Below are 26,639 nucleotides of genomic sequence, written 5' to 3'. Positions count from 1 at the left end.
ATTTTAAAAATTCTTTAAATATGATCAATTTAAGGGGGTTTTTAGCCAACGCATTGTTGCTACGAAAATAAATAGCAAGTCTAAGTCCTCCTAAGTGTCTCTTGTCTTACACACCGCATTAAGTTTTTACAATCACATTTTCTAAAGAGAAAGTAACATTACTTATTAAATGGGTATAGTGTGGTTTTCTTTTATTACTTGTGTAACTAATTATTACTGAAGGGAATTGCAATTGAAAATTAAATTTGTAGGTGTTCAAAATTTCAGAAAACTAAAGCAATGTAGGATTCCATTTGGTGATAAAGAAACCTTATTTGTCGGTGCAAACAATAGTGGGAAAACGTCTGCTATTGATGCTCTAATCAACTTTTTAGACACAGAAAAACAAAAACGTTTTTCTGTGACAGATTTTACCCTAAGTAATTGGTCTAATTTAAATGAATATGCTGAAACATGGGGGAATAATACTCCTGAGGATGTTAAAGGCACTGAGTTACATGAGTGGCAGCGATTATGCCCGTCAATTGATGTCTGGCTAGATGCGGGAGTTAGTGAGGTACAGAAAGTAGCTCATTTGATCCCTACATTAAAATGGAATGGTGAGCCATTGGGGGTACGTTTGTCGTATCAACCTAAAGATATAGATAAATTAAGAGAAAGTTATTTACAGGAACATGAAGCTGCAAAACTACTAACTGCACAAGATGAAAAATTATCTTTATGGCCACGGGATCTTAAAGACTATCTTGATAAAGAGCTTAAAACTCATTTTGAAATTAGAGCATTTTTACTTGATCCAAGCCAAATAAACTATTTTCAGGTGCTAGATGATAAATCATTACCACTAGAGGCTTACCCTTTTAATGGCATATTTAATGTCGATACTATTGAAGCCCAGCGAGGGTTTACAGACCCAAATGGTGAAAATGGAAAAGCAGGAGGGAGTTTATCGACTCAATTGAGCGAGTATTATGCTCGTCACCTTAACCCTACCGATTTACCTGATGAAGATGATATTAAGGCATTAAGTGCAATACATGAAGCACAAAGCTTATTTGATGATCGTCTTGAGAGCTCTTTTAAAAGTGCGCTTGGTGAAATAAAAACATTAGGTTATCCAGGGTTTAGCGACCCCGATATAAAATTATCTAGCAAGGTTAATCCTATTGAGAGTTTAAATCATGATGCAGCCGTTATTTTTGATGTGCAAAAGCAAAGCTTTGGTAACTCAGTGTTTTCTCTACCTGAGAAATATAATGGACTAGGCTATAAAAACCTTATTCATATCGTATTTAAGTTGATTACCTATAGGGATAAATGGCAACGAATAGGTAAAGCTCAGCGACGTAGAACAGAAGCTGATATAGCAATTGAACCCATTCACTTGGTCTTAATAGAAGAGCCAGAGGCTCATCTTCATGCTCAAGTTCAGCAAGTTTTTATTCGTAAAGCCTATGATGTATTAAGAAAAGGTGTTGGTGATAATTTTACAACTCAAATGATAGTTAGCAGTCATTCTAGCTATATTGCTCACGAAGCTGGTTTTGATAAGCTTTGTTATTTTAAACGAAAACCTGCAACTAATACGGCAGAAGTCTCCTGTGCGGAGGTAGTTGATCTATCGATGGTTTTCGGTGTATCCACGAAAAAATCACCTGTAGATAAAGTTGAAAACACGAAGAAATTTGTGTCGCGTTACTTGAAAACAACTCACTGCGATCTATTTTTTGCTAACGGTATTATTTTGGTGGAAGGTGCTGCTGAGCGAATGCTAATCCCTCATTTTATTAGCAATAAATATTCAGAATCTTTAAACCAAAGTTATATCTCCATTTTAGAAGTTGGTGGAGCCCATGCACAAAGACTAAAACCTTTAATTATGGCGCTCGGGCTACCAACATTGGTTGTGACGGATACAGATGCTACTTTTAATGAAAACAAGATACGGCCACAACGTGGTAAAGGTTATAGTTTTGGTAGCGACACCTTGAAGGATTGGTTTGATTTAAAGGGGAAAAAATTAGATGACGTTTTAGATTTATCTGAGGATAAAAAAATAATAGGCAATGTTAGGGCCGCTTACCAATGTGGAATTGAGGTTGACTATAACAATGATGGCAAGACCAAAGAGGCAATACCATATACGTTTGAAGATGCGATTGCCTTAACAAATTTGGATGTTTTTAAAAAGTTAACCTCTTCAACTGGGATGGTTAAAAAGATGTATAAAGCCACTCTTGAAGATGATTTAGATAAATGCTCTGAAAAATTATATGAGGCATTAGATGGAACCAAAGCTAAGATGGCTCTTGACCTTCTTTATGATGTAGACCCAGAAAATTTAAAAATCCCTGAGTACGTCAAGCAAGGCTTAGATTGGTTGAATAATGAACTTGAGTTATCTAATCTCGATATTTTAGCCCTTCCAAAAGAAAAGGAGGAAGGGAATGAGTGACGATAACAAGTTAGATGATGTAGATAATGCTATTTATCAGTACCTTGACCTTAACTCCCCTAAAAGCTTTCTGTAATGGTCAATAAAAACCGGACACTTTCTTAGCGACTTTATTTTCATATTGAATCGGTGATAAATACCCATTAACCGAGTGTGGGCGTTTACCGTTGTAATAAGCAAGATAATCTAAAATGCTTAGCTCTGCTGCTTTCTTTGTTTTGAATGTTTCATAGTTTAATTGCTCATGCTTTAAACTGCGGAAAAATCGCTCTGTAGGGGCATTGTCCCAGCATTCCCCTTTACCGCTCATGCTCACATCCATTTTCATGCTGCTAAGTAATTTCCTATAATCATCGCTGGTATATTGGCTTCCCCTGTCGGAATGATGCATTAACCCCGATGCTGGTTTTCTCTGCCAATAAGCCATGTTAAGGGCTGAATCTGCATAGTTCAGTACGCATATTGTCTGCAATAGACCAACCCACTATACGGCGAGAATATAAGTCCATGACAATCGCCAAATAGATAAACCCTTGATGCGTAGCGATATAAGTAATGTCTGTCGTCCAATAACGATTAGCCTCATCAACAGTGAATTTCCTATTTAATTTATTCGGTTCAATTCGATTATTGTGATTACTATCAGTTGTCGTTTTATATTTCTTGGGATAGCGAGCCACAAGCCCTAATTTACGCATCATTGAGCGGGCTTTGTAACGGCCAATCGTAATGTCTTGCTTTGCCAACTCTGTCACCATGCGCCGACTACCCAAGGTCATTTTGTGACTGTTAAAGGTATTTTGCACCGCACTGTCTATATTAAAACCCAAAGCATCAAAAGGTTTAGTAGGCGCATTTTGCCAAGCATAAAACGCACTTGAACTTACTTGCATGACGCGACACATTACTTTAATTGGCCAGTCTTCTTTATGATGCTGAATAAACTGAAATCTTATTCTTTTTCGTTCGCAAAGAAGACTGCGGCCTTTTTTAAAATATCACGCTCCATTTTTAACCGGTTGTTTTCTTTGCGTAATATCTCCAGCTCAGCTCGCTCAGATATGTTTAATGTTGATTGCTTTGAGCCTGCTTTTGAGTCAACTTGCGTTTCGGCTCTTACCCAGCGAGTAATTGCGCTCAGCGATACACCAAGATTATTAGCGGCTTCTTGGCGTGTATACCCCTGCTCAGTAATTAACTTTACTGCACTTTGTTTAAACTCAACTGTAAAAATTGGACGTACTTTTTTCTTATTCATAATCTACCTCTACTAGACATATTAACTGAAGTCTTTAGTAGTGTCCGGTAGTATTGAACCACATCATTCTTTTATTTGCAGGAGCCGGCTCAGGTAAAACTAGAACGCTTGTGAATGTATTGCAAAAAATTCGCAATAGGGACTTACCTCGTTTTATTAAGAATGGGCAGCGCATTGCTGTTATCACTTATACCAACGCAGCATGTCAAGAGATTCAACATCGCTTAAAATATGATCCTATTTTTGCAGTTTCAACAATTCATAGCTTTACTTGGGATCTTATAAAACCATTTACAGAAGACATTAAAGTTTGGTTACGAGACAAGTTGAATACGGATATTGCAGATCTTAAAGATAAACTTGAAAGAGCTAAAAGCCCTACGAATAAAACAGCAATTATTAATGCCAAAAAACTTAATTCAAAAGTAAAAAGGCGTGATGAATTAGATGATATTACTAGCTTTATTTATAGCCCAACTAGCCTGCTAAAAGGTAAAGGGACGCTAAACCACGATGAAGTAATTAAGCTAGGTGCAGAATTCATTGCCCATAGTTTATTGATGCAGAATGTTTTGATAAATCGTTTTCCAATATTATTGATTGATGAAAGCCAAGACACGAATAAAGGACTATTAGAAGCATTTATGAGTGCTCAGAAAGCCCACACTGATAAATTCTCATTAGGTCTATTTGGTGATTTAATGCAACGAATCTACAGTGGCGGTAAAGAAGATCTAGAGGATTCCCTTCCAAATGATTGGAAAACTCCTGCTAAAGAAATAAATTACCGTTGCCCTGAACGAGTAATTGAATTGATTAATGCAGTTCGTAATGAAGATGATGGTAAGCAACAAAAGCCTAAAGAGAATGCTGAAAAAGGAGTCGTTAGACTGTTTGTTATTAATTCTAAGGCTAACAATAAATCTGGAGTAGAGTCAGATATTCGTTCCCAAATGTCTGCGATTTCTTCTGATAAAAAGTGGATTCAAGTCAATGATATTAAAACATTAACTCTTGAACATGCAATGGCTGCTGATAGAGGGGAATTTTCAGACTTCTTTATGCCACTTGCTTCTGAAAATAGCTTACGAGATTCAGCTCTTAATGGTACAAGCAGTACTATTAAGTTTATAACTGAGCAACTCCTTCCTTTAATCGAAGCTGTATTAGCTGATAATGATTTTGATGTGGCGAGGATTATTAAAAAGTATTCAAGTGTCATTCTCTCTAATAATTCAGCATTTATCCAAGATCCTATAGGTGTTTTAAAAGAAGTTAATAATTCAGTGAATGAGTTAAAAGCGCTATTACAAGTTGATACTGTTTCTTTACGACAGGTAGTGAAATTAGTTGGAGAAAAAGAACTTTTGTTATTACCTGAAAATTTCCAAATATTATTATCTACTGATGCGGATGATGAAGAAAATATAGATGAGGAAGAGTTAGACCCTAAACTTTTAGCATGGGATAAAGCACTAGATTCATCATTAAACCATGTGAATAACTATTCAAAGTATATATCAGGAGAACTTGGTTTTAGTACCCACCAAGGCGTAAAAGGACGCGAGTTTCGAACGGGTTATGGTCGTTCTGGATGATGAAAGCTCTAAAGGTTTTCTCTTTAAGTATGAAAAGCTATTTGGGGCTATTGAGTTGTCGCAAAGAGATATTGATAATGAAAAACAAGGTATAGACTCGGTTATTTCTAGAACTCGGAGGTTGTTTTACGTAACCTGTAGCAGGGCAGAAAAGAGCTTAGCAATTGTTGCGTATTCTCAAGACCCTCAAGCAGTTAAGAAACATGCAATTGCATCAAAGTGGTTTATTGATGATGAAGTAATCTTGCTATAAAAGAAGGGGGGGCTTAACGGCTGACTCCTCATATTTAAGCGTGTAGTAGGTAAATTTGGTTACAACTTGCAGCCAACAACCAGCAGGAGAATGGGAGAATCATCATAAAGTAACGGTTAGAAAAAAGCCCTGCTTAGTTACCTAAGCAGGGCTTTGAATAGTTAGCTAACATTCAAAATTAAAACTGGTACCAGTTCTCTTTGCCATCAAAAAAACTTTAAAATCAAGAAAAATGTATGGCTGTCCTACCTTTTAATAATGCAAACTTTGTATCTGACCACCCGCTGAATAACGGATATTGTCGACAAGGCTAGAATAGAAAGTCGGCGAGTCACCCGAGACAGTAATCCCGGTGATTTCACCCAAACCATTAGTTTGATAATTAACAAGCATATTAGAAGGATAAGTAATACTGTTTAAAAAAGATATGGCTGTCCTACCTTTTTATTATTTTTAATCAATATTAAAAATCTAACTCCACAAGCCTTATTGACACTCGTTCAATTCGTAAATTTATTCGTTCCGTTGATATTTTTGGTTACAACTTGCAGCCAACAACCAGCAGGAAAGCGGGAAATTATCATAAAGTGAAGGTTAGAAAAAAGCCCTGCTTAGTTACCTAAGCAGGGCTTTGAATAGTTAGCTAACATTCAAAATTAAAACCAGGTTCCAGTTCTCTTTGCCATCAAAAAAACTTTAAAATCAAGAAAAATGTATGGCTGTCCTACCTTTTACCTTTGGGAACGAAACAATAAGTGTCCCCGATTAGTTTTATTCTGCCGTATTAGCTGGAAATACTTTTTTATTCCAATAGGCTGAACGATTACCAAAAAACCAATCTTGATTATTAGCATTCTTGAATACAGCTAGCTGAGTCATATCTATTTCATAACGATAAAAAGCAGCGATTATCTCTTTTAATGATTCGTCATTAATATCTTCTTTGATATCAATAAAAACAGATAACCCCTTACCGTATATATCATTTACACAATCTAAACTGTTTAACCAGTTAAAAAAATTATTTTCATCTTTTTCGGATAAAAATTCTAACGAATAGCATTCTAATTCCATGATTTTTCTCTTTTGTGTTTATTAATATTTATCTTTTTTTCCCACCCGGGTACACATTAATATGTTTCCCTGTTTTAGGATCTTGTACATCCCAGTGTGGGCCTCCATGGGCAGGGCCTGTTGTACCTGGCAAAGCTCCGGCAGGGCCAGTCGGCACCCATACCTTTCCACCCTTATCTGGGTAGCCTTTTCCTTCTCCATTAGGGTTTCTAACTTTGATCCCTTTACCCTTTTTAGGTTCTTTATAACCATCATCTTCTGTTGGACACCCAGGAGCGTCAGCGGCTAATTCTCCAGTTGTTTCTTCATTATAATACTGGGGAACATCACTATTATAAATTGCCCAAAGGCCAATACCGACAGCTGTTATGTCTACAGCTAATTGCCCCGCGGCTGCAATTGTTATTGGGTTTACTAATAAAAATGCAAGCTCACCAGTAGGGTCGATATAATTTACAGGATTCCCCCCAACATACGCAAAGGTATTAATCCCCCCATTCAACCCAATCGGATCAGAGGTAATGTAGCGCCCTAAACGTGGGTCGTAATAACGGTAGTAGTTGTAATATAACCCTGATTCCGCATCATAAATCTGCCCCGGGAAACGCAGGTCAATGGTGGTTAACTCACCATCTGAATCGACATCTTCATTCGGTAAACCATTACCAAAGGCATCTGACTGCCATTGCCACACCAGCTGTCCCAGCTCATTGGTTGCTTTACGCGGCGTATTGAGGTGATCTGCATGCAGGTAAACCAGTTGTGGCGTTACACCCTCTGTAACAGTTAGCTGTGCAATCGGCGTCGCGCCTAACCAGATAACGCTGCTTGTGCTGAGTTTACTCACACCTTGATAATGCTGCGTTTCTAATAACTGCCCTGCGGTGTTGTAAAAATAGAGGAAGGTATCGCTACCGACTTGTTTAATGACACGTTCACCCAAACCGTTATAAAAATATTCTGCTTGTGCCACTGCGCTATTAACTACGTTTAAACGCCCTTCTGCGTTATAGCTGTAAGTTTGATCACGCACCGCTGAGGTCAGTGTATTTCCCACTTCATCATAGGTTGCCGAATTAGCGTTAACACTCGCTAATAGATTGGACTGCCAAACGTATTGGTAACTGTCATCCGTACTGCCGTTTATATCCATCGTATTTTGTGAAATACGGTTACCCACGCCATCATACTCATAACTGCTGCTTGTGCTATCGTACGCTGCATTTTGTAAACGGTTATTAACGTGGTAGCCAAAGTTTTTATTTTCAGCGCTTAAGTTTGCATTACTGATACTGCCCAGATTAAGATTGAGATCATAGCCATAGCTCAAATTCCACTGCCCGGTTACGTTTTGATTGCTTAGCTGACCATTTAAATCATATGACTGTGTTAATGTTAAGCCATTGTCATAATGCAAACTTTGTATCTGACCACCCGCTGAATAACGGATATTGTCGACAAGGCTAGAATAGAAAGTCGGCGAGTCACCCGAGACAGTAATCCCGGTGATTTCACCCAAACCATTAGTTTGATAATTAACAAGCATATTAGAAGGATAAGTAATACTGTTTAATACCCCCGTCACCCCATCGTAACCATAGCGAGTGCTGGCAACAATATCACCACTTGTGCTGGTTAATAATGTATTAGTTTGCTCGATTAAACGGCCAAGTGAATCATAGGCAAAGTCAATGCTGCTATTGTCATTGTTAACTGAACTAAGCTTACCAATAGCGTTACTACCTGAGTCATAGCCAAAGCGGACATCTTCATCACGCGCAGCGTCATATTGCTTTTCAGTGAGGCGATTTAATGGATCATAACGTTGCCCAACACGTTGACCGCGTGCATCAATTATCTCGGTTGGATTACCTGCATCATCATATTGATAGCTAGTGCGACCTGTATCAGGACTGATTAATGTTTGTAAACGTCCTAAACCATCATAATCATAAACGGTTGTAGCGCCATTATCATCGCTTACTGTGGTCAGTTGGTTTTGCGCATTGTAGCTGTAGTTAATGACCTTACCTAACTCGTCCATATATTGCGTTAAACGATTTAAGCTGTCGTATTGCTTGCTTGATGTGGCGTTATAACCATTGGCTTCTGTTTCCAGATTATCGTTTAAATCATATTGCTGCGATGTGCTGCTACCTGCATGTAACACCTCAATTAAACGGCCTAACTCATCGTAGTTATAATTTTGCACCAGTGCAGGTGTGCCGGAACGACTCAAAATAGCCGAGGTGATATTACCCATGGCATCATATTCTAAATCTTTGTAATCACCGTTCGGGTAGCGAATAGACTGTAAACGACGCGCATCATCATAAATAAATTCAGTAGTATTATTGCCCGGCGAGGTAACAAAACGTACCTGTCCTAAGTTATCGTATTGATAAGAGGTGGTTAATCCGCCTTTACTGCTTGATGCTAGCCAACCTTCATCGCTATAGGTTAGCTGTGTGCTATGACCATTTATATCAATAATGGTTTCAGGTTTTCCATGAAGATTGTAGTTTTCGTAATAAGTAGTTTGCCCTAACGCGTTGTTCACTGAGGTTAAATACCCGGTCACATCCTGGTAAAAAAACGAGGTAATATCCTGCACATCTGTGCGCGGGCCATCGATTTCAGAAATCAAACCAAATGGATTGTCGTATTTATAGCTAACGCCTATACCGCCTGTACCTAAAACAGGTGGATCAATTGGTACTACTGGATCTACAGGGTCTGTTGGATCTACTGGGTCTGTTGGAGTGGCATCTACCTCGGTTAACTGCAAAGGTATGCTACTTGCAACTATCTGCGGCATATCTGCAAGCTCATATTGGCTGCTGAGCGCTTGCTCTAATGCACTTGCAACTGAAGCATCACCATATATTTTTAAGGCTATGGTTTCCCACGTATCACTTTCTGTTACTTGATAATAACTTTCAGCAAGCGACTCTTTTTCATAAACAGATAGGTTACTGATGATCAGATCACCACCAACATTCGCATCATCATCACCGACCAATACCAAATATTGATAATCGCCAGAGTAATAACTTCCCACGTTAATTTTGAAGTGCTGTGACTGGCCTGTACCATTATAGCGGTAGTCACTAACGCCCCAATTTTGAGTGCCTGCTAACTGAAACGTTGTTTCGAGACTCGGTGAAGTATCATTATCAAAGCCTATTCCTTGAATCTCTGCTTGTTTATTAATGGTAAGGTCAAACTCAATCATTGTTTGCGCTGTTATTGCATAATTAAAGGGTAATGCTTGCCAGCGATTGCCAAGCAACTGTACGCTGGTGCCATCAGCTGAGACAGTGACAGCCCCTGTTGTTGCATCATCTTGCCCGGGGAAGGCTTGCAGTGGAGCCTGATTGAAATTTATTAAGGCCGGTGAGTCTAGCGTTAATGAATTTTGATTTAATGAATAATTTTTTAATGTCGGGTCACTACCATTAACCCATTCCTGAAAATTGGATTTGCCATCATTATCAAAATCGCCATCAGCTGTTTGCAGCGGGCCACCAAAATAAGTTATTTCCCAACTATCTGCTAATCCGTCATTATCTATGTCGACAATATTTAGTGCTGTCAGCTCAGAAGGGAGCGCGGTGATAGCAATTTTTTCACCGCTGATTAAGCTGTGATCATTTATTAACAGCGCTTTTAATGACAGTGCTGCTTGTGCATCGCCGTATAAATCAAGCGCAACACTTTCCCAAGTTGCCCCCGCTGGCACCTCATAAAAAGCCCCTTCTAAGTTACCTTTTTCATACAAAACAATATTGCTAAATTCAATCTCTGTTTCTAATCCAGCATCGTTGTCACCGATAAAAACTAGATTCTTAAAATAACCTGTAAAATGGTCGCCAACATTAATTTTCAGATGTTGTGAGCTGCCAAAAGCACTGTAACTATAGGTATTAAGCCCCCAGTTTTGAGTTCCTGTGAGTTTAAAGCTCGTTTCGCTAGAGGCGTAAGTGTCATTATCAAATCCAATTCCCTGAATTTCAGCCATAGATGCAATATTGACATCAAACTCCATCACCGTATTTACGGTCACATCATAATCAGCAAGCAGATATTGCCAGCGATTGCCTGAAATATTGAGTGTTTTACCATCAACACTCACGTTCACCGCGCCAGATGCAGCTACATCTTGAGATGTAAAACTTTTCGGTGCTAACTGATTAAAATCAATATTAAACGAAGCGACCGTTAACCGTGATTCGTTTAATAAATATGCTGACGGGGTATCGGCTGCAACGCCTCCCGCGTACGTTAAACATCCCATCAAAGAGACCAGAGTGATGATGTTTTTAGCTGTGTTGTTCATTTCATAATCCTTGTTTTCTGTTTTATTAAATAAAACAGGTTAAATCCTGACTGCCTAATAAGGCGTAAACTGTTTCTCTGTTTTTATTGGTTAAATTTTTGCAATGCTTTTAGCCGTTAATAAGCCATTCGCATCGTAGTCATAAATTGTTATCTGATTACCTATCGTGACACTGGTCGGCAGGTTAAAAATGGGATGCCAAGTGGTAGTGATAATACGCTGCTCTGGCGTGCCTGCGGCTTCTGTACGTTGAATTTCTAATCCGCGTGCGTTATAGATAAACTCGGTAGTAACCCCTTTCCAATCGGTTTTTGATTTAAGCTGACCGTCCGGATAGTATTCGTAATTTTGGTTGGCACCTAAGCAGCTTGCCGTGCTGACACCTTCAACGGTTTCCAGGCGTTTTGCCCCGGCGATGGTGTTGTAGTTATAAATGGTTTGTTTGCCCAGCGGGTTAGTAACCGTAGTTTTATTAACGTCAAACTCAAAGGTGGTTTTATCAGTGTCATTGGCATGCTTGGAGACCACCGCACGACCGAGCGCATCATATTCCCATGTGGCATAACGGGCACCGTTTTCATCGGTGATGCCCGTCAACGCATATGGATGACGACTGTCTTCATAATGGTAACGGCGCACAGTTTCTTTACCCGAAACTAGCTTCTTAGTGACTGTTTCAAGGTTCGCGTATTGGTCGTAACCATAAGTTACCACTTCACCATTAGAGGAAGTGAGGGTAGTTAACTTGTTTTTGTCATCGTAGGCAAACAGCAGCTGGTTATTGGCATCGTCTTTAACGACTTCAAGGTTTCCGCTTGCATCATATGTGAGATGATGTGATAGCCCTGCGGAGTTAGTTCGGCGAATTAACTGCCCCTGTGCATTGTAATGCTCAGTTTGGTTGCTTGCAGAGCGGTAAATCCAGTGTAATAACTCACCCGCTTCATCTTCGACACGTATTAAACTGTCGGAAGTGATGTTAGTTGGTTTATAACTACCATCTTCTTGCAACGCAAATCGACGGTCAGCAAACTGGCTGCTGTTTAAACGAACCGTATTGCCAAGCTCTTCAAGTAAACCAAAGTAGTTATGGGTCCAGTTTTTATAACCTGCTAAGCGGGTTTCTCCATGAATTTCGTTCACAAGCAACCTCACATAACCAGCGTCTGTACTTTTATAGCCAACTGGTTGAAAGTGTGTTGCCCACTCAGCTGTATTGGTTTGAGTTTGAATTGCATGTTGACGAAGCTCCTGCGCCTCCAAGCTACGTTGACTGTTATAACTACGCGCAAAGTAAAGCGGGTAAGAGCCAGTTACAAGTATGTCAGGTGTTTCAGCTTGTACTTTTGTGCCATTAGAAACAATGACAGGATTGCCTGCACACTGTTGAACAACTTCAGGGCCAGTGCAAACACCACTTTCTAAATCAGGTTTGTCGGGGGGGCAGTATTTGGTGCAATCTCCAGCCTTCTCATCCCACGTAAACGGTGACTCACATTCTTTAACGCATTGACCATTTCTAGGTACTTGGTTCCCTCGACATTTTCCAAACATATCATGATGCCAATTAATGCTGCCAATATTTTGCCAAACATAGAAAAGCCCTGTTGTCCATTCATTACAACTACCACCTGCATACTGGCTTTTAGGTATAGAAGCATATATTGACATACAGGCTTTTTTTGCTTCTACATCATTTTGAAAGTATCCCCGATTCCATTGTGTTTCAGAAATAACGATAGATGATGTCATCATTAAAGCAATCCAAACAAAAAATTGAATGCTTGTTCGTAAGTTCGCTTTCATTGTCTTTGTTTATCCTTATTAAAGTATGTGTAATAGATATAAAATTAATTTTTTGAAACGTTTTTACCTGTTAATAACCCATTGCCATCATAGCTGTAAGTTGTTTTTTGATCACCAATAGTCACTGTTTTTGGTAGGTTGAAGGTCACATGCCAAGTGGTGGTTACCACACGCTGTTCAGGTGTGCCAACTGCTTCAATGCGCTGAGTTTCTAAACCTCGGTCGTTATAAACAAACTCGGTTTTAATGCCCTTCCAATCAGTTTTAGATTTAAGCTGTCCATCCGGGTAATACGCGTAGTTCTGATTGGCACCTAAACAGGATGCAGTAGCAACACCTTCAACAGTTTCTAAGCGTTTAGCACCTGCAATCATGTTGTAGTTGTAAATGGTTTGCTTGCCCAGTGGGTTAGTCACCGTAGTTTTATTAGTGGCAAACTCAAAACTGGTTTTGTTAGTTTCATTGGCATGCTTTGAGACAACCGCGCGGCCAAATTCATCGTATTCCCATGTTGCATAGCGAGCACCATTTTCATCGGTAATACCCGTTAATGCATAAGGGTGGCGGGTATCTTCATAATGATAAGTACGTACTGTTTCTTTACCCGAAACTAACTTCTTAGTCATGGTTTCCAGGTTGGCGTACTGGTCATAACCGTAGGTGATTAACTCGCCTTTGGAAGTTCCTAGGGTTAATAACTTACCCTGCCCATCAAAGTTAAAGTCCAGCTGATTACCAGCATCATCTTTCACTAGGTCTAACTGGTTGTTTTCATCATAAGTAAGGTGGTGGGATAACCCGGCACGATTAACGCGGCGGGTTAATAAGCCTAGGGCATTGTAATATTCCAGCTGGTTATCAGCCGAGCGGTAAATCCAATGTAATAACTCCCCCGTTGCATCTTCAATACGCGTTAAACTATCAGAAGTGATATTGACAGGTTTATAACTGCCATCGGCTTGTTTGTTGAAAGCACGATTAGCAAACGCACTGCTGGTTAAGCGTACGCTAGCGCCGCTGTTGAATGATTCTAATTGACCACTGTAGTTATGTGACCAGTTTTTAAAGCCTGCAACCCGTGTATTGTTAATTAACTGAGGCTCTAATTGCATGACTAACTGCGATTCTAATCCAGTGTAATCATTAGGCTGTACATATTTCGTCCATGTCAATTTCTGCTCTGGCGGTAGCGTTTGTATTGTTATTTGGTGCAGTTCCTGCGCTTCCAAACTGCGTTGGCTGCTGTAGTTTCGTGAAAAATTCAAAGGAAATGCACCAGTTCCCTTAATTTCAGGTGTTTCATATTGCACTTTAGTGCCGTTGGAGATCAGTACAGGGTTACCTGCACATTGCTGAATGGGCTCTTTTTTATTTTCAGGCGCAAGACAAGCACCACTGCCGGAATAGCTGCCGCTGCTGTTTTTAGTCAGATCAAGAAAAGGGGTTTCGGGGGGGCAGGATTTGAGGCAGTCTTGGGCTTCGCTATCCCAAGAATAGGGAGGAATGCATACATCATACCCTATAAAATAAAACCAAATTGGAGCACCAAAGGCCCCACCACTAATATAGTAGGCAAATCGATATTCATACCCTTCATAAGTATAAGCCCAGCCTTGTAAAACTTCTTGACGTATAAGCCCTTGCTGTTTATGCAGCTCATATTTTTCACGATCACCACACTCTAAAATATCTTGAGATATTGGCCCTCCTCGATAGCATGAAAACCCTAGATGGAAAGTTTCTGATGCAAGTGAGCTTGCGCTCATAAGTACAATTGAAAGTACAAACAAAACCAATGGAATCATATATTTCCTTTTATTATTCAAAGCAATGGCCCCTTTCTGAAGGGAAATTGGGTCACGTCTTTAATCTTGATGTCAAAACTAAAACCTTGATACCTTATGCAAGCATCTCCATACTTTCCTTTTCGGTGTTTTTTAAACTCTTTATTTATCATTTTCAATCCAACTTCCCTGTTTTAAATTTATAAGTGACTTTTGCTTTGAGAGGTCAATAACCCATTACTATCATAGTCATACGTCGTTACCTGATTCCCTACGGTGACACTGATCGGCAGGTTAAACTGCGGATGCCAGGTAGTGCTAATAATGCGCTGCTGCGCTGTACCAACCGCTTCTGTTCGTTGAACTTCTAAACCACGTTCGTTATAGACAAACTCGGTAATATTGCCTTTATGATCAGTTTTAGATTTAAGCTGACCATCTGGGTAGTATTCGTAGTTTTGGTTGGCGGCGAGGCAGGATGTTGTTGCCACACCTTCAACGGTCTCTAACCGTTTAGCGCCAGCAATGGTGTTGTAGTTATAGATGGTTTGTTTACCCAACGGGTTAGTAACAATGGTTTTATTAACGTCAAACTCAAAAGTGGTTTTATCCGTGTCATTGGCATGCTTGGAGACAACCGCACGACCGAATGCGTCATATTCCCATGAGGCATAACGGGCACCGTTTTCATCGGTGATGCCCGTCAACGCATATGGATGACGGCTGTCTTCATAATGGTAACGGCGCACGGTTTCTTTGCCCGATGCTAACTTTTTAGTGACCGTTTCAAGGTTAGCAAATTGGTCGTAACCATAAGTTACCACTTCACCATTAGAGGAAGTGAGGGTAGTTAACTTGTTTTTATCATCGTAGGCAAATAGCAGTTGGTTATTGGCATCGTCTTTAACCACTTCAATATTGCCGTTTGCATCATAGGTTAGGTGATGCGATAACCCTGCGGAGTTAGTTCGGCGAATTAACTGCCCTTGTGTATTGTACTGCTCAGTTTGGTTGCTTGCAGAGCGGTAAACCCAATGTAGTAAGGTACCCACTTCATCTTCAATACGAGTAAGAGAGTCTGAAGTGATATTGGTTGGTTTATAACTGCCATCTTCTTGCTGAGTAAATCGGCGGTCAGCAAACTGACTGCTATTTAAGCGAACTGTATTGCCAAGTACTTCGAGCAAACCAAAGTAGTTATGCGTCCAACTTTTGTAACCCGCTAAACGAATGCCATCCGTCGGTGGAACAAGCATTTCGACATAACCAATATTTTCCCCTTTATAACCAGCTGGTTGAATGTGTTTCATCCACTTAGATTTATTGGTTGTGGGCAGTATTTGAATCGATTGTTGGCGAAGTTCCTGTGATTCTAGACTACGTTGGCTATTGTAATTACGCGCAAAATAAAGTGGATAAGCGCCTGTTGTTAGCATGTCGGGGGCTTCAGTTTGAATCTTAGTGCCATTAGAAACAATGACAGGATTGCCTTTACACTGCTGAATAACTTCAGGGCCAGTACATACACCATTTACTAAATCAGGCTTGTCGGTTGGGCAGCGCTTTACACAACCTGTTTTCAGGTCTTCACCTAAAACGTCTAATTGGTCAAACAAATATGGTGCGTAACAAATCTTTTTCATTGTTATTTTGGCAGACTCTCCTTTTACAATTATTCTGTCGTAGCTTATACGTAAATCACCTTGAATAGTTCCACAACCAGCATAAGCGTCAACTTCAAGGCGCAAAGAATAATCTCTTGTTGTTTCTCTATAGCCAGAAGCTAAAGATGCCCCAAAGAATTCTGGATTCATTCTGACATTAAGCGGACACCTTTCTTGGCTATCTGGAACAATCCAATCAACGACAGCTTGAGCACTACTAAAACCACAGTATTGAGGATTTTGTGCCCCAAACCAACCATACCCATAGCTATTAAAACCACTATCATTAGCAAAGCAGTAATCTGAAAAGAAATAAACTATCTCCTCTTCTTTGTCGCTAGCTTTTGACGTAGGGGAGCTGGTTGGATAAAGTGATAAAACAAAATTGTAAGCTTTTTGATAGCTATCAAATTCTGCTGTCTGGCCTTTTACTTCGGCAATATAAATCATGGGAGATGCATAGGAATGGGCACATAGTGTAATTAAAATAAACATCAAAAAATACTGCCACTGTTTTGAAAAAATAGAGGTAGTGCGCATACTAAATCCTTTTAGTTTTATTAGTGGTTAAAGTGAATGTAGATAAAAACTAAAAGCAACCCGTCTTAGCTCCTGAATAAAGCACTTATAAATTATAAAGTTGCGAATACTAGGGATATAAATGTAAAATAGCAACTACCTACTCGGGTAGTATGGTTAGGTTACATATAAAATATGACATTATATTGACAAGAATCATTAAAATGTAGTTGTTAATACTGAAAGCGGGTTAATGTTTGCATAAATCATATCAAAAGGATTAACAATATTTTAGCTTCTTAAATTCTAACCTCATACATAAAAAACAAGATAAAACAATTCCAACAACACCTTACATTGCAGCTAGTTCGTTAGGTTGATTTGGGCTTAGCTAATCTCTTTACACCGCACATCTTTTTCACTTGGTGGGAATCACCCCAATTTTTTACTCTTTGATGAGCCCGCTCAGCATTCGATGGGAACTAAAAGTGTTAATGCGATGCTTTCTGTACTTTCTAGTACTCCCTGCCTGCAAAGTATTGTTGCGGCTTCATTTGATGAAAGTGATGATACATTCAGAGAATCGACGAATGGTATTAGCAATTTCAAGCTAATAAAATTACCACGTAAAATAATTAACCTTTTATAATTTGCTTTTTTTAGGAGTAGGTGGGGACTATGTTTCTTCCCCTCTTAGTTTTTTAAGTTTGAAGTACATAATTTTAAACTCTTTGGACGCTGTAGTTTGCCCTGTCTTTTCTTCTCGAATAGTAATTAATTGGGTGTATGCTACGTAAGTTCCGACCAGTATATCGCCAGCTGCCTTATGAAAGTAGAGTCACCTTTAGATGCTTGTGGGTGTGTCGCCAGGGCGTATTTTATATGGAGAGCATTGTGTCTCGATATAGTATGAGTAAGTGTCAGAAGCAGTTATACCAATCTGGAAAATTAACTGGTCAGGTTCATCCAATCCCTAAAGCACATTTTTTTTACTCTTTCAGGAAGACTAATAAAATCATTCCAAGCCTTGCATATTGCATCGACTATATGGTCTGATGTGGTTCAATACTACCGGACACTACTAAAGACTTCAGTTAATATGTCTAGTAGAGGTAGATTATGAATAAGAAAAAAGTACGTCCAATTTTTACAGTTGAGTTTAAACAAAGTGCAGTAAAGTTAATTACTGAGCAGGGGTATACACGCCAAGAAGCCGCTAATAATCTTGGTGTATCGCTGAGCGCAATTACTCGCTGGGTAAGAGCCGAAACGCAAGTTGACTCAAAAGCAGGCTCAAAGCAATCAACATTAAACATATCTGAGCGAGCTGAGCTGGAGATATTACGCAAAGAAAACAACCGGTTAAAAATGGAGCGTGATATTTTAAAAAAGGCCGCAGTCTTCTTTGCGAACGAAAAAGAATAAGATTTCAGTTTATTCAGCATCATAAAGAAGACTGGCCAATTAAAGTAATGTGTCGCGTCATGCAAGTAAGTTCAAGTGCGTTTTATGCTTGGCAAAATGCGCCTACTAAACCTTTTGATGCTTTGGGTTTTAATATAGACAGTGCGGTGCAAAATACCTTTAACAGTCACAAAATGACCTTGGGTAGTCGGCGCATGGTGACAGAGTTGGCAAAGCAAGACATTACGATTGGCCGTTACAAAGCCCGCTCAATGATGCGTAAATTAGGGCTTGTGGCTCGCTATCCCAAGAAATATAAAACGACAACTGATAGTAATCACAATAATCGAATTGAACCGAATAAATTAAATAGGAAATTCACTGTTGATGAGGCTAATCGTTATTGGACGACAGACATTACTTATATCGCTACGCATCAAGGGTTTATCTATTTGGCGATTGTCATGGACTTATATTCTCGCCGTATAGTGGGTTGGTCTATTGCAGACAATATGCGTACTGAACTATGCAGTTCAGCCCTTAACATGGCTTATTGGCAGAGAAAACCAGCATCGGGGTTAATGCATCATTCCGACAGGGGAAGCCAATATACCAGCGATGATTATAGGAAATTACTTAGCAGCATGAAAATGGATGTGAGCATGAGCGGTAAAGGGGAATGCTGGGACAATGCCCCTACAGAGCGATTTTTCCGCAGTTTAAAGCATGAGCAATTAAACTATGAAACATTCAAAACAAAGAAAGCAGCAGAGCTAAGCATTTTAGATTATCTTGCTTATTACAACGGTAAACGCCCACACTCGGTTAATGGGTATTTATCACCGATTCAATATGAAAATAAAGTCGCTAAGAAAGTGTCCGGTTTTTATTGACCATTACAAACTGATGTTATTAGTACACATGCTCCACAGGACATAAAAGACTTGTTTAATGAGTACGAATTCGCAGTAAATGGGGACTTCTCGGATATAAACTATGACTCATCGTGCTTTAAACCCAAATCAATGCTTGGTGTTGAAAGTAAAAGTCTGCTTAAAAAATACCTTCAAAACCCAAGTGTAAAATATAATATTTCTTCTAGATACGTTGAGGAAGATGAGCATGAACTTGATTGGATTGAGCAAATAGTTCAACATTTCAATAAGAATGAAAAGTGAAAAAATTAATATTTTACGCGACACTTCTACTTATGACCGAACTCCAAATTATTTAAAGTCATTGCCTAAGCTCTTAGGTAGTGGCTTTAAATTTTGATCAAGCTAATAGAAAATTTAGCTCTGGCTTAATCTTTTAACTTTTTATATTTACTGAAAATTTTATTTCTAATCAATATTAAAAATCTAACTCCACAAGCCTTATTGACACTCGTTCAATTCGTAAATTTATTCGTTCCGTTGATATTTTTGGTTACAACTTGCAGCCAACAACCAGCAGGAAAGCAGGAAAGCAGGAAATTATCATAAAGTGAAGGTTAGAAAAAGCCCTGCTTAGTTACCTAAGCAGGGCTTTGAATAGTTAGCTAACATTCAAAATTAAAACCGGTTCCAGCTCTCTTTGCCATCAAAAAAACTTTAAAATCAAGAAAAATGTATGGCTGTCCTACCTTTTACCTATTGGAGTTCTCCACACTTTCATCCCAACTCCTAAACATGCGCCTTGTAACCACCCCCCTAAAATTAAAGGGTAAAAGCTGAGTACTAAAAACAATTCAATAGGCTTTTTTTCTACACCCTGCATAAAATTTTCTATAAAGTAATCAATAAACAATGTAGATCGAAAGTACGGTTAAGAAAATAGATCGAAAGTAAGTCTTAAATTAATAAAAAGACTGAAAGTGCGGTTAAGAAAATAGATCAAAAGTATGGTTATGTAGATCGAAAGTACGGTTAAGAAAACAGATCGAAAGTAAGTCTTAAATTAATAAAAAGACTGAAAGTGCGGTTAAGAAAATAGATCAAAAGTATGGTTATGTAGATCGAAAGTACGGTTAAGAAAATAGATCGAAAGTAAGTCTTAAATTAATAAAAAGACTGAAAGTACGGTTAAGAAAATAGATCAAAAGTATGGTTATGTAGATCGAAAGTACGGTTAAGAAAACAGATCGAAAGTAAGTCTTAAATTAATAAAAAGACTGAAAGTACGGTTAAGAAAATAGATCAAAAGTATGGTTATGTAGATCGAAAGTACGGTTAAGAAAATAGATTGAAAGTAAGTCTTAAATTAATAAAAAGACTGAAAGTACGGTTAAGAAAATAGATCAAAATGACCTGGTCAACTCAATTCGGCCACCCTAGTTAAGTTCGTTAAGCTACTTCTTTTAATGATTTATTCATACGCTCAAATTCATTGGGGCTCTGATAATTTAGATATGAATGCATTCGTTGGCTGTTGTACCACATCGTGATGTAATTCAATACATCTTGCTGGGCTGCATAACGCGTTCGGTAATTACGCCAGTGGACTCGTTCCTGTTTCAAGCTACCGAAAAAGCTTTCTGCTACTGCATTATCCCAACAACATCCTTTTTTGCTCATGCTGCCTATAAATTTATGCAACCTCAGTATCCGCCTATATTGATGGCTCGCATATTGAACGCCTTGATCTGAGTGTATTATCAACCCGGCTTTAGGTTTTCGTTGCCATATAGCCATTGTTAGGGCATCACAAACAAGTTGTGCTTTCATCCTGCTACCCATACTCCAACCAACAACTTTACGAGAATATAGGTCTATTACGACAGCTAAATACAGCCATCCTTCAGAAGTCCATATGTACGTAATATCTTGCACCCATGCTTGATTGGGACGTTGAACATCGAAATCCTGTTTAAGTTCATTATCATATACAGGCTTCTTGTGATCGCTATTGGTTGTTGCTTTATACTTCTTCTTATAACGTACCCAAACGTGTGCTTCTTTCATCAGTTGCGCTGTTTTCCTACGTCCTACAGGAAAATCAAGCGCATTTAATGCCTTCTGAATGCGTCTTTCACCATAGGTATTATCGCTAAACTCGGCAATATTTTTAACCCATTGCAACATCTCTTGGTGCTCTGTATTTGCTGGTTTCTGAGACTTCCGCTTTTGATAGCTGTAGTAATTATTGTTTTTCACACCCAACACGTGACACATCAATATCACAGGCCAGATCTTCTTATTTTGGGCAATAAACGCGTATTTTACTTCGTTTCTTTGGCAAAGAAGACCGTCGCTTTCCTAAGAAACACTTTCTTCTACTGGTTGAAGCTCAAAACCAAACTTAGCAGCCCTTTGTTTAAGATTTTTAATAACCCTATCTTTATAATTTCTTTCGTATTGCTCTGCGCCTGGATCTTTATATTTCATGCCATACCTCATAGCATTGTAATATAAAATAGCGATCTTTCTTGCTGTCGCCGTTACTGCTTTTGACTTACCTATTCTTGCTGATAGTCTTCGATAAAATGCACCTAAAGCAGTATCTGATCTCCCAACGGTTGTCGCTGCTAATCTTAACTGGGCAACTAAACGGTTATTGCTCTTTCGTGATCGGGCGGATAATATTTTTCCCCCGCTGATCTTAGATCCCGGGCATAAAGTTAACCATGATGTGAAATGGTTAGCACTCGGCCATTTACTCATATCTAAGCCACATTCTGACATCATTCTTAGCGCAAGATATGGTCCGAATCCATGAATTTGAGTGATATCATTCCCAACTATTTGGTATATTGCCTTTCTTACATCAAAGTTAAGTTGATTTGGTTGCCTTGTTTTGTGCTTAGGTTTTGGCAAGGGTTCTTCAGGCACTTCCTTATTAATAGCTAACTCAGCCAATACTTTTTCTACCTCACCATCACATTCATGAATACTGATTTGATAAGCATCGTACATAGCTAAAGCTTGCTTTAATGCAAAAACATGCTCAACTTGATAATTTCCGGTTAGAGCTTTTCTTATCTTTTCTTTACTCGCTTTACAGCGAGGATCACGATATTCCGCCAACTCTTCTGGAGACTTAACTCCTTTCACAATTGATCTGATTATATTCATGCCTGTGACGCCTGTTATATCAGATACAACTAAATTCAGTTGGATATTCATAAACGTTAATGCTTTTTGCATATGCTGAATATGAGCAGCTGCATAATCGGATAAGCGCTCACGAACTCTTAAGTAGCTACGCAACTCGACTATTTTTTCTTCAGGCCTAAAGCTAGCCTTAAGTAAACCGCAAGCATGCAGTCGCTGAAGCCATTGTGCATCATTCACATCCGTTTTCCGGCCTGGTACTGAACGACTTTCTCTAGCATTACAAAGAATCACTTTGATACCATGATCTTGTAAAATTTCATAAACAGGAACCCAATATACGCCTGTTGATTCCATCGCGGCTGTAGTGATGCCTTTTTTCACAAGCCAATTAGCCATATCAGATAAATCAGTTGTAAATGCCTCAAATGTTCTAACTGGCTCATCGGACATATCGGGTGGGATTGCTACAACATGGAAGCTCGCGCCGATGTCGATACCAGCAGAGGAAGCATTTAAAACAGGCAATGATTGTATTTGCTTAATTTTTTTATTCATAACTCCTCCGATCAATAAATTAATCTGGATGGAGGCTCGGATAAATCATTTTCCTAAACGGGGTCATAATGCCACCAAAATTGGGTCCGCAGATCCTCCTGAGTCAGGTTTTTTAACGGGATTTAAAATCACCAAAAGGCGAACGACTACTTTCCAGATTATGGTGAAAGTATAGGATATTTTCCGTGTTTCTATTTAGATGGGGGCGAGGATGCTAGCTAGGCTGTTTTTTAATATCTCACGCTCCATTTCCAAGCGTTTTACTTGTGCTTTTAACTTACGGATCTCTTCTTGCTCAGGCGTTAACTTACCATTTCCTCTAAATGCATGGCCATCGTCATTTTCAGCTTCTTTTATCCAGCGACCAAGAATCTGAGGAGTTACCTCTAAATTTCTAGCTGCTTCGGCAATGCTATAATTTTGCTCTCTTATGAGCGCAATGGCATCAAGTTTGAATTCTTTTGAATAGGTTTTACGTGTTTTCATTTCAATCTCCAGTTAAATCAATTATGTCTTAACTGGGTTAGTCGAATCAATTAAACCACGTCAAAAGTATGGTTATGTAGATCGAAAGTACGGTTAAGAAAATAGATCGAAAGTAAGGCTTAAATTCAACTTCTTTTTTTAAATTGGTGCGACCTTACAGGAACAAAATAGGGTCTTTATATAAACTGATAATTTACACGTAATTATTAAAATATAGAATAGATGGCAGAATATACCAAACATGCCATCAATCCTTTTTTAGATTTACACATCAATATTTAGGTCGACGCATATTACAACTCTGACAAAGTGAATTCGACATATAGTTATTACATAAATTCTGGTATTCAACACTATGCCAAATATCACTTACAGATTTTTGATTCAAATTACCGAAGTTTCCTAATTTTTTCCGTTCCTGGTCAGGGGCACAACAAACATTAAAGCGTCCATTTGGATCAACCCACATCTCTTTCCCAAGAAAGGGGCACTCCCCCTCAGGTGCAATATTATCAACTTGGGTAGGATCCAATTCAAAAAAGTTATCAAGAAGGATTTATGCTCGCTAGCATCATTGTGCCTATCTGCAATATTATGACAAATTTTAACTGTCTCATTCCAAAGCTTTATTGAATCACTATTTTTACGTAAAGATAATGATTTTATTTCTTCAAAATGAGCCCATAAGTGATGACCTTTTACACGATTAAAACCAAGCTCAATAGCCATTTCGACCATAGCAGGAATTTCTGCTACATTAGTATCTAAAAATGTTAATTGCATTGTCATCTTGCAATAATTATTGGTTTCTTCAGCAACTTGGTCACGAACAGCGATGAAACGCTTAGCATTATCTATATGCTGCGTAAAACTAGAGCGAGGCATAATTTGCTCTTGTGTCTTAGCCGTTGCTCCATTCCATGAAATTTTAACATCACTCCCAATAGGTGTTATCCGCTTAGCCCAATACTCAACATTTTTCTCTTTATTTGGGCTAGGGAAAGTTCCATTTGTTGTAAGGTTTATTTTTAATTTCAATTCTTCACACAAATCTAAAATTAAATCAAAATGCCGATAAAGTAATGGTTCTCCCATAGTCGAAGGTATAAGCTCTGTAACTCCCATTTCAGCTGACTCACGAACAGCTCGTTCAAGCAGTTCTTTGGTCATATTCGCTCTTTGTGTCCCTTCTCGTTTACGTTCACTTTGAGACACTGCATACTCAGAATGATCTTCGCACATAATACAATTAAGGTTACAACTATCAGGGTTAGTATCTATCGTTATTCGCCACGGTATTGTATTTACTCCTTTCATGCCAATAGCCCTTTATATATGTTTTCCATATCTATAATTTGATCTGCAATATCAGGTATATCGCCACTTTCACTAAATGGGTATCCTCGATCACCCAGTTCAGCAGCCCATGAGTGATTATCAACCATTCGCTGCATCTGTTTACTCATTTCATCAACGGAACGATGTTCAAATAACAATCCGTTAACTTCATGATGGACGTATTCTGACATTCCCCCCGTATTCGCCGTAAGCACAGGTACCCTCGCTTGCTGTGCTTCATGGATGACTAATGGTGAATTTTCAACCCAAACAGACGGTACTACTATTGCGTCAACTTTATTGAATACATCTTCAACAATCTGTTGGTTTTTATATTCAGTCATCCATTCGACCTGCTTAGATTTACCTCCAGGTAAGCTATCAGCGATTTCTTTTAGCGCATTACTCTCCTGCCCTCGAGATCTCCCCCAAATACGGAGCGTTGCATTACCTTCAATCATTCCAAAAGCTTCAATTAATTGATGAATACCTTTAGCTGGGATATGAGTTCCTATATAACCAAAAACAAATGTATCTTCGACTTCTCTTTTACGGTGCTGCATTCGCTGGCGATCAAACCCATAATCTAAGTAAATACTTTTACCAATAGGGAGACCAAAATCTTTTTCATAACGGCTTTTCAAATATTTCGCGGGCGATATAAATAGGTCAACTTGATCTACAACCTCTCGGATATGTGTCATTCTTCGATCAACCCAGTTTTCCCAGTATGCAATGTCGATTTCCCGATCTTCAGCTGCTCCCGAAAAGTAGCGAGCATAACATTGGGTTGCACATTTTTTATTAGCTTGCCCATCGCAGGCGGCCCATAAGTTATTATCCTCAGAGTGCATTTGCATAAACTGCCCTCTTGGGCACATTAACCAGTAATCATGTAATGTATAAACAATCGGAACATTGCGCTTTTTAGCTTCAAAAACCAATGATGTAGAAAGGTGGTTAAGATGACCAATATGCACAATATCCGGTTTAACTTGGTCTGAAGCTTTAGCGAATTCTTGATCAATTGCATCTAAACGATAACGGTCTTTGTGCCTTGGGTTATTGGCTATATAAAGTTTAATTCGCGAATCATCAGCATCGGTTTCATACCGCATCGCGCCATCAGCCCTAAATGGGTCTTCTTCTCGAGTAAAGACATGAACATCATGTCCTCGAGCAGCAAGGCCAAGACATAGAGTCTGAGAATACACTTATAATTGTTTATGCTTAATGATTTTAAACGGCATTGAGCCAATACCATTGCAACCTGATTGCCGCGAAAAATTTAATTATGGATAATCACAACACAAAAACAGTGTCTCTAAAGAGTCTCTTTGAAACAAACAACACCAACAACTAGCTGATTAATATAAAAACAAACAAAAACACCGTCCAATCAAGCATGGGGGCAATGGAAAAACGGTTTGAAGGGAATTTTTGCATAAGAACACCAATATTAAGAATTAAAATCTACAAATAAGCCAAATCATAGTTTAAAACTCTAAGTGGCATTTCGGAAATAATAATTATAACAGAAAAACAGCCGTTAAATACGGCTATTGGGAGGGCATTTGGGGGTCAAAAGATTCGCATAATAAGTGATGATAATTCAAAGTAAATCTAAAGAATAAAAATAACAACCAACTTCAAATCAATAACTTAAATAAAACCTATTTGCAAACCACCCCACTATCAGCCCTATAGCGAATTGGACAGATTGAGTTACTAAGTAGCACCGTAATAATGTGTAAGGTTTACCAAACTACCTCTTACACACTGTGTATCATGGCCAAGCTCATCAGCCCCTGTGACGGCTAATAGTAAGTATGTGATCTAAATTTTGCGTAGGAAAAACAGCTTAATTCAAGGCGTAATTTGACGTAAATGGTTATTCCCTTTGCGAAAATACCGTTTTAATCAGTATGTTCAGCATTGAACTGGAGCCGTTATTTCAGGCACAAAAAAGCCCAAATAAATGGGCTGTTTTAACGCTAAATAGGGTCAATAAAGCCTATAAGCGACTTAGTTTTTTCAAGTAATGGCTGCATTTGCATTCATCTACTTGTATT

Annotated in this window: 18 protein-coding genes and 2 pseudogenes; 6 read left to right on the top strand and 14 right to left on the bottom strand. The window is 38.8% G+C overall.

Annotated elements, in window-relative coordinates:
• Window positions 1-232 precede the first annotated feature (232 nt).
• The gene (locus tag AB2N10_RS00245) at window positions 233-2,455 is read left to right on the top strand and encodes an ATP-dependent endonuclease (protein WP_369434149.1); all 2,223 of its coding nucleotides are present in this window, start codon (window positions 233-235) and stop codon (window positions 2,453-2,455) included.
• A gap of 79 nt (window positions 2,456-2,534) precedes the next feature.
• On the opposite strand, the gene AB2N10_RS00240 is transcribed toward AB2N10_RS00245, so the two are convergent.
• From AB2N10_RS00240 to AB2N10_RS00230, 3 genes are all read right to left on the bottom strand, one after another.
• Complete coding sequence (locus AB2N10_RS00240; protein WP_369434640.1) at window positions 2,535-2,765, bottom strand: IS3 family transposase; 231 nt, start codon at window positions 2,763-2,765, stop codon at window positions 2,535-2,537.
• Between the two features lie 118 nt (window positions 2,766-2,883).
• Window positions 2,884-3,396, bottom strand: coding sequence for an IS3 family transposase (locus AB2N10_RS00235; RefSeq protein WP_369434639.1), 513 nt, complete (start codon window positions 3,394-3,396; stop codon window positions 2,884-2,886).
• A gap of 11 nt (window positions 3,397-3,407) precedes the next feature.
• A complete protein-coding gene (locus AB2N10_RS00230; protein ID WP_354622597.1) occupies window positions 3,408-3,713 on the bottom strand; it encodes a transposase in 306 nt (101 codons plus the stop codon).
• Window positions 3,714-3,823: 110 nt separating this feature from the next.
• Here AB2N10_RS00230 and AB2N10_RS00225 point away from each other — a divergent pair, with 110 nt between their 5' ends.
• Both AB2N10_RS00225 and AB2N10_RS00220 read left to right on the top strand, forming a co-directional pair.
• A complete protein-coding gene (locus tag AB2N10_RS00225) occupies window positions 3,824-5,311 on the top strand; it encodes a UvrD-helicase domain-containing protein (protein ID WP_369434148.1) in 1,488 nt (495 codons plus the stop codon).
• A complete protein-coding gene (locus tag AB2N10_RS00220; protein WP_369434147.1) occupies window positions 5,295-5,564 on the top strand; it encodes a hypothetical protein in 270 nt (89 codons plus the stop codon). Before AB2N10_RS00225 ends, AB2N10_RS00220 begins: the two co-directional genes overlap by 17 nt.
• A 771-nt stretch (window positions 5,565-6,335) precedes the next feature.
• On the opposite strand, the gene AB2N10_RS00215 is transcribed toward AB2N10_RS00220, so the two are convergent.
• The 5 genes from AB2N10_RS00215 to AB2N10_RS00195 form a co-directional block, all read right to left on the bottom strand.
• Window positions 6,336-6,638, bottom strand: a complete 303-nt coding sequence (locus AB2N10_RS00215; RefSeq protein WP_369434146.1) for a hypothetical protein — start codon at window positions 6,636-6,638, stop codon at window positions 6,336-6,338.
• A 28-nt stretch (window positions 6,639-6,666) separates the two neighbouring features.
• Window positions 6,667-10,977 (bottom strand): RHS repeat-associated core domain-containing protein, encoded by a 4,311-nt coding sequence (locus AB2N10_RS00210; protein WP_354622602.1) that lies wholly within the window; start codon window positions 10,975-10,977, stop codon window positions 6,667-6,669.
• 90 nt (window positions 10,978-11,067) lie between these two features.
• Complete coding sequence (locus AB2N10_RS00205; protein ID WP_354622601.1) at window positions 11,068-12,783, bottom strand: DUF6531 domain-containing protein; 1,716 nt, start codon at window positions 12,781-12,783, stop codon at window positions 11,068-11,070.
• A 44-nt stretch (window positions 12,784-12,827) separates the two neighbouring features.
• Window positions 12,828-14,588: a hypothetical protein gene (locus AB2N10_RS00200; RefSeq protein ID WP_369434145.1), complete on the bottom strand. Its 1,761-nt coding sequence runs from the start codon at window positions 14,586-14,588 to the stop codon at window positions 12,828-12,830.
• Window positions 14,589-14,767: 179 nt separating this feature from the next.
• Window positions 14,768-16,771: a hypothetical protein gene (locus tag AB2N10_RS00195; protein WP_354622599.1), complete on the bottom strand. Its 2,004-nt coding sequence runs from the start codon at window positions 16,769-16,771 to the stop codon at window positions 14,768-14,770.
• 454 nt (window positions 16,772-17,225) lie between these two features.
• Between AB2N10_RS00195 and AB2N10_RS00190 the strand changes: the two genes are divergently transcribed.
• The 3 genes from AB2N10_RS00190 (at window position 17,226) to AB2N10_RS00180 (ending at window position 19,047) form a co-directional block, all read left to right on the top strand.
• Window positions 17,226-17,399 (top strand): hypothetical protein, encoded by a 174-nt coding sequence (locus tag AB2N10_RS00190; RefSeq protein ID WP_354622598.1) that lies wholly within the window; start codon window positions 17,226-17,228, stop codon window positions 17,397-17,399.
• A gap of 470 nt (window positions 17,400-17,869) precedes the next feature.
• Complete coding sequence (locus AB2N10_RS00185) at window positions 17,870-18,175, top strand: transposase (RefSeq protein WP_354622597.1); 306 nt, start codon at window positions 17,870-17,872, stop codon at window positions 18,173-18,175.
• The gene (locus AB2N10_RS00180; protein WP_369434638.1) at window positions 18,172-19,047 is read left to right on the top strand and encodes an IS3 family transposase; all 876 of its coding nucleotides are present in this window, start codon (window positions 18,172-18,174) and stop codon (window positions 19,045-19,047) included. The genes AB2N10_RS00185 and AB2N10_RS00180 overlap by 4 nt, the downstream gene beginning before the upstream one ends.
• Window positions 19,048-20,478: 1,431 nt before the next feature.
• Here AB2N10_RS00180 and AB2N10_RS00175 read toward each other — a convergent pair.
• The 6 genes and pseudogenes from AB2N10_RS00175 to AB2N10_RS00150 all read right to left on the bottom strand — a co-directional run.
• Window positions 20,479-21,390: pseudogene (locus AB2N10_RS00175) on the bottom strand (IS3 family transposase); the annotation flags it as partial.
• A complete protein-coding gene (locus AB2N10_RS00170) occupies window positions 21,391-22,743 on the bottom strand; it encodes an IS110 family transposase (protein WP_369434144.1) in 1,353 nt (450 codons plus the stop codon).
• Between the two features lie 228 nt (window positions 22,744-22,971).
• Window positions 22,972-23,229 (bottom strand): annotated as a pseudogene (locus tag AB2N10_RS00165) (transposase); the annotation flags it as partial.
• A gap of 271 nt (window positions 23,230-23,500) precedes the next feature.
• Window positions 23,501-23,698, bottom strand: coding sequence for an SPASM domain-containing protein (locus AB2N10_RS00160; protein WP_369434143.1), 198 nt, complete (start codon window positions 23,696-23,698; stop codon window positions 23,501-23,503).
• Complete coding sequence (locus tag AB2N10_RS00155) at window positions 23,632-24,546, bottom strand: radical SAM protein (protein WP_369434142.1); 915 nt, start codon at window positions 24,544-24,546, stop codon at window positions 23,632-23,634. Before AB2N10_RS00155 ends, AB2N10_RS00160 begins: the two co-directional genes overlap by 67 nt.
• Entirely contained in the window at window positions 24,543-25,781 is a 1,239-nt protein-coding gene (locus AB2N10_RS00150) for a glycosyltransferase (protein ID WP_369434141.1), read from the bottom strand. The genes AB2N10_RS00155 and AB2N10_RS00150 overlap by 4 nt, the downstream gene beginning before the upstream one ends.
• Between the last annotated feature and the right edge of the window lie 858 nt (window positions 25,782-26,639).

Origin of the sequence: Psychromonas sp. MME1, from assembly GCF_041080865.1 — a bacterium.
Classification (GTDB): Bacteria; Pseudomonadota; Gammaproteobacteria; order Enterobacterales; family Psychromonadaceae; genus Psychromonas.
Note: the sequence above shows the minus strand (reverse complement) of the source record. Positions and strands in the feature narration are given on the sequence as shown.

Coding starts and splice junctions, on each gene's coding strand:
- AB2N10_RS00160 (WP_369434143.1), bottom strand. CDS start 23,698: ATGTGGGTTGATCCAAATGGACGCTTTAATGTTTGTTGTGCCCCTGAC.
- AB2N10_RS00205 (WP_354622601.1), bottom strand. CDS start 12,783: ATGAAAGCGAACTTACGAACAAGCATTCAATTTTTTGTTTGGATTGCT.
- AB2N10_RS00155 (WP_369434142.1), bottom strand. CDS start 24,546: ATGAAAGGAGTAAATACAATACCGTGGCGAATAACGATAGATACTAAC.
- AB2N10_RS00240 (WP_369434640.1), bottom strand. CDS start 2,765: ATGAGCGGTAAAGGGGAATGCTGGGACAATGCCCCTACAGAGCGATTT.
- AB2N10_RS00215 (WP_369434146.1), bottom strand. CDS start 6,638: ATGGAATTAGAATGCTATTCGTTAGAATTTTTATCCGAAAAAGATGAA.
- AB2N10_RS00200 (WP_369434145.1), bottom strand. CDS start 14,588: ATGATTCCATTGGTTTTGTTTGTACTTTCAATTGTACTTATGAGCGCA.
- AB2N10_RS00190 (WP_354622598.1), top strand. CDS start 17,226: ATGGGAACTAAAAGTGTTAATGCGATGCTTTCTGTACTTTCTAGTACT.
- AB2N10_RS00230 (WP_354622597.1), bottom strand. CDS start 3,713: ATGAATAAGAAAAAAGTACGTCCAATTTTTACAGTTGAGTTTAAACAA.
- AB2N10_RS00210 (WP_354622602.1), bottom strand. CDS start 10,977: ATGAACAACACAGCTAAAAACATCATCACTCTGGTCTCTTTGATGGGA.
- AB2N10_RS00195 (WP_354622599.1), bottom strand. CDS start 16,771: ATGCGCACTACCTCTATTTTTTCAAAACAGTGGCAGTATTTTTTGATG.
- AB2N10_RS00170 (WP_369434144.1), bottom strand. CDS start 22,743: ATGAATAAAAAAATTAAGCAAATACAATCATTGCCTGTTTTAAATGCT.
- AB2N10_RS00220 (WP_369434147.1), top strand. CDS start 5,295: ATGGTCGTTCTGGATGATGAAAGCTCTAAAGGTTTTCTCTTTAAGTAT.
- AB2N10_RS00185 (WP_354622597.1), top strand. CDS start 17,870: ATGAATAAGAAAAAAGTACGTCCAATTTTTACAGTTGAGTTTAAACAA.